Raw genomic sequence first — 4,309 nt, forward strand, 5'->3', positions numbered from 1 at the left:
CGATGCGCGGCAGCCCCACGTGCTCGACGATGAAGTTCAGACCCTGGAAGTCCGTCGCCGCGTGGTCGACGTCGGAGACGTCGAAGGCGTCCTTGTCCAGCGGCCAGATCGTCGGGCCCTTGTGCACGTGGATGTTCTTGATGCCCAGCTCCTGCGCGCGCTCCAGGAACCGGTAGCACTCCGGGTCCGAGAGCTTGTAGCCGCGCGAGTCGCCGTTCCACTCCGCCGTGTAGAGCTTGGCCCCGAGCGGGTGGTACTTCTCGACGTTGGCCTCGAACTCGCGCATCCCGGCGTCGCCGTCACGCGGGTCGAACCGGGTGTTCACCCGGAACTTGTCGGGGTGCTTCTCGAACAGCGAGCCGTTGCGCTCGGTGGTGTTGAAGCCCTGGGTGTACCACTCGCGCAGGTACGTCGACTGGAAGATCGCGACGTCGACGTGCCCCTCCTCGAACTCCTCGCGCATCAGCTGCTCTTCGGAGACCCGCTGGAACTCCTCGATCGACTGGTGCGTCTCGGCCGGGCCCAGCGACTGGTAGGCGTGGAAGCACTCGATCCAGCCCTTGGCGTACTGCTCCGCGCCGGGCACCCAGTTCTCGGGCGAGGCGTCCCAGTAGTGCATGTGGGAGTCGACGACGAAGTACTTCTCACCATCTTTTTCGTACACGGGTGGTCCTCCTCGGCGCACGGCGTTGGCGCCGCACTTCGGTGGTGGTGGAGCGGTGGTGCGGTTGATCGGTGGTGCGTCGGTGTGGGTGAGGGACTCAGGGGACGAGGATCGCCCGGCCGCGGACGTTGCCGGCGTCGAGGTCGTGCAGTGCGTCGAGGGCCCGGTCCAGCGAGTACTGCACGGTGTGCAGGGTGACCTTCCCGGCCTGGGCCAGGACCATCAGCTCGGCGAGGTCGTTGTAGGTGCCGACGATGTTGCCGATGACGTTCTTCTCCCCGGCCACGAAATCCAGCGTCGGGGCCGTGAACTGCCCGCCGTACCCGAGGACGAAGTCGTAGCCGGCGGGGCCGGTCATCGCCCAGGCGTCGTTCTCGGCGCCCTGCTCGGCGACGAAGTCGAACACCACCGTCGCCCCGCCCCCCGTGAGGTCCTGCACCGCCTCGACGTGGTTGCCGTCGGCGACGACCGTCTCGTCCGCCCCGATCTGGCGCGCCAGATCCAGGGCCTCCGGGTTCTTGTCGACGACGATGATCCGGGTGGCCGTGAGCGCGACGAGGGCCTGGATGCCGATGTGGCCGAGCCCGCCAGCCCCTTGGACGACGGCGGTGGTCCCCGGGTACAGGTACGGCACCGACTTGCGCACCGCGTGGTAGGCGGTGATCCCGGCGTCGGCCAGGGCGGCGACGTCGGCCGGGTTGGTGTCGGGGTTGAGCTTCACGCACGCCCGCGCGGTGGTGCGCAGGTACTCCGCCATGCCACCGTCGTTGTTCGACAACCCCGGGAAGAACGCGTCCCCGGTGCACTGCATGTCCCGCCCCGCCCGGCACGCCAGGCACAGCCCACACGAGGGCTGCGGATGCAGGATCACCGTGTCGCCGACCTTGACGTTGGTGACCGCGTCCCCGACCTCGGCCACCCACCCGGCGTTCTCGTGCCCGATCACGTAGGGCAGCTCCGGGTTCTGGATGTCGGCCCAGTCCCCGTTGACGATGTGCAGATCGGTCCGGCACACCCCCGCCCCACCGATCTTCACGATCACGTCCAACGGGCCGAGCAGCTTCGGCTCCGGGATGTCATCCAGCGACGGGTCCTTCTTGTACTCGTGCACGCGCACGGCCTTCACCGGGGCAAACCTCCTGCGGCAGTGGTGGTGGACACGTCCCTGGGGGCGGCCTCCATCACACGACGGGGTTCGGTTGCGCGCAAGAGCCGGCTTTCCACCCGCAGCAAAAAGGGATGATCCGGACAGGAGCCGGATCGCGTGTCTGCGGCACCCGGCACCCGGGTAGGCGGACGACATGCGCGTCGTCATCGCCGGAGGTCACGGGAAGATCGCTCTCGCCCTGGAGCGCCAGCTGGCCCAGCGGGGGGACGAACCGGTGGCGCTCGTCCGCAACCCCGACCACGCCGACGACGTCCGGGCCGCGGGGGCCGAGCCCGTCACCGTCGACCTCGAGGCGAGCCGCGCCGACGAGCTCGCCGGGCACCTGCGCGGCGCCGACGCGGTCGTGTTCGCGGCGGGAGCGGGCCCGGGCAGCACCGCGGAGCGCAAGCGCACCGTCGACCGCGACGCCGCGCTCCTGCTCGCCGACGCGGCGGCCGCCGCGGGCGTGCGGCGCTATCTGCTCGTCTCCTCGATGGGGGCGCAGGACGCGCCCTCGGAGTCCGAGGACGACTCGATCTGGGGCGAGTACCTGCGCGCCAAGCGGGACGCGGAGGAGGGCGTCCGGGACCGCACCGATCTCGACGCCACGATCCTGCGGCCGGGCCGGCTCACCGACGAGCCCGCCACCGGCCGGGTCACGCTCGCCGAGGACCGGGTCGGCCACGAGGAGGTCACGCGGGAGGACGTCGCCGCGACCCTGGTCGCCCTCCTCGACGCGCCGGGCACCGCGGGCCGCACCCTCGAGCTGATCAACGGCACCGTCCCGCTGAGCACCGCGATCGACGACTGGCGCTGACCGTCACCCCGACGCGACGAGACCCTCGGCGATCAACCAGCGCCGGGCCACGTCGCGCGGATCCCGACCGTCGACCTCCACCTCGCGGACCATGCCGCGCATCGCGGCGCCGTCGAGGCGGCGGGTGACCTCGCCGAGCACGTCGGCCAGCGCCGGGTGGGCGTCGAGGACGGCGCGGCGCACCACCGGCGCGTAGCCCCGGGGTCCGGCGGGTCCGGTGAGCACCCCGCGGACGTCCGGGAGCACGACGAGCCCGAGCGCGGGCACCCGCCCGGCGTCCCCGGGGACGAGGCCGGCGGTGCAGCGCCCGGTCGCGACGCCGGCGAGCACCGAGGCCGTGTCCTGCGCGACCACGGCGGGCGCGAACCCGTAGCCGGCGGTCAGAGCGGCCGACCCGGGGGCGGCGGCGGACCCGGGGACGTCGTCGGCGGTCGCGCACAGCGTCGTCGGCCGCGTCGGGGCCGACGCCGCGAGGGCGGCCAGGTCGGGCGCCACGCCGGGCCGGGTCACGACGACGTCGGCGCCGTCGAAGGCGGTCGGGTCCAGCCAGGCGACCCCTCGGGAGGCGTCGGTGGCCCGCAGGGCCGCCAGCGAGGGCGGCGACGGTGCGGGGCGACCGTCCGGCGTCGGTGTCCCGTCGGGCTGGGTCGCGCGCAACGACGCCCAACCGGTGTCGACGTCGGTGCGGTGCGGCGAGTCGTGGACGTCGAGGGCGCCGACCTTGCCGCACTCGTCGTCCGCGTCGCCGCCCGCGGCCTGCGCGGCAGCGATGGTGATCTGGCAGAGCAGCCGCAGCGCCGTCGTGGGCCCGCCGCCGACGACGTAGCTCGCCCCCCGGAGGTCGGCGCGCTGGGCGAGCAGGCCGCCGGAGGCCTCCCACGAGGCCGGGGCGGGGGTCCCGCACGCCGCGGCCAGGACCGCGAGCGCCACCAGCACCGCCGGGACGAGCGCGGGGACCGGCCGGGACACGGCGGCATCATGGCAGGACGGGCCGGTCAGCCGATGAGCCCCTGTTCGCGCAGGAACGTGCGCGCCACCTCGTCCGGGGAGCGCTTCCCGACCGAGATCCGGGCGTTGAGCTCCCGCATCACCTGCTCGGTGAGCATCGGGGACAGCCGGTCGGAGAGCACGGCCAGGCGCGGGTTACGGGCGAGCACGTCCGAGCGGACGGTCAGCGCCGCGCGGTAGGGCAGGAAGTAGCCCATGTCGTCGACGAGGGTGTTGATCCGCAGCGCGTTGAGCCGGCCGTCGGTGGCGAAGACCTCACCGAAGACGCACGGGCGCCCGGCCGCGATCGCCGGGTAGATGTCCGCGAGCCCGATGGTGGTCAGGGCGCCGTCGGGGAACTGGAAGCCGTACGTCCCCAGGAGGCCGACCAGCCCGTCCTCGCGGCCGGTGAACTCCTGGTCGATGCACAGCGTGGCGTCCGGCGACCCGGATCGGACGAGCCGGGCGAGGTCGGAGATCGTCCGTACGCCGAGCCGGTCGGCGTTCGCGGACTGCACGCCGAGGGCGTAGGTGTTGTCGAACGGGGCCTGCCGCAGCCAGGAGACCCCGTTGGGGGCGTCGGCGTCGCGCACGGCGGTGAACAGGTCGTCGGGGTCGGTCAGCCGGGCCTCCTGGCGCAGGTAGATGCGCCACGCCGTGCCGGTGTACTCCCAGTACATGTCGATCGCCCCGG

The 4,309-nt window shown here is 72.9% G+C and carries 5 protein-coding genes; 1 reads left to right on the top strand and 4 read right to left on the bottom strand.

All coding sequences use genetic code 11. The annotated features are described in order from the left end of the window. Both AC0CYZ_RS15690 and AC0CYZ_RS15695 read right to left on the bottom strand, forming a co-directional pair. The coding region (locus AC0CYZ_RS15690) for an amidohydrolase family protein (protein ID WP_472216928.1) at nucleotides 1-664 on the bottom strand (664 nt) is incomplete at its 3' end. Between the two features lie 97 nt (nucleotides 665-761). Further along, a complete protein-coding gene (locus AC0CYZ_RS15695; protein WP_472216930.1) occupies nucleotides 762-1,790 on the bottom strand; it encodes an NAD(P)-dependent alcohol dehydrogenase in 1,029 nt (342 codons plus the stop codon). 175 nt (nucleotides 1,791-1,965) lie between these two features. Here AC0CYZ_RS15695 and AC0CYZ_RS15700 point away from each other — a divergent pair, with 175 nt between their 5' ends. Then, on the top strand, nucleotides 1,966-2,628 hold the full coding sequence (locus AC0CYZ_RS15700; protein ID WP_472216932.1) for an SDR family oxidoreductase: 663 nt from the start codon (nucleotides 1,966-1,968) through the stop codon (nucleotides 2,626-2,628). Between the two features lie 3 nt (nucleotides 2,629-2,631). Here AC0CYZ_RS15700 and AC0CYZ_RS15705 read toward each other — a convergent pair whose 3' ends face one another. Together AC0CYZ_RS15705 and AC0CYZ_RS15710 are read right to left on the bottom strand one after the other, a co-directional pair. Then, nucleotides 2,632-3,597 carry a glycine betaine ABC transporter substrate-binding protein gene (locus AC0CYZ_RS15705; protein ID WP_472216934.1) on the bottom strand — a complete coding sequence of 322 codons (966 nt, stop codon included), beginning with the start codon at nucleotides 3,595-3,597 and terminating at the stop codon, nucleotides 2,632-2,634. 26 nt (nucleotides 3,598-3,623) lie between these two features. Continuing rightward, on the bottom strand, nucleotides 3,624-4,309 hold a 686-nt coding region (locus AC0CYZ_RS15710; protein ID WP_472216936.1), incomplete at its 5' end, for a glycine betaine ABC transporter substrate-binding protein.

The sequence above is a fragment of the Actinomycetospora sp. genome, assembly GCF_055612215.1.

Bases quoted from the DNA above. Each gene is read 5' to 3' on its own strand.
- AC0CYZ_RS15700 (WP_472216932.1), top strand. From the start codon at position 1,966: ATGCGCGTCGTCATCGCCGGAGGTCACGGGAAGATCGCTCTCGCCCTG.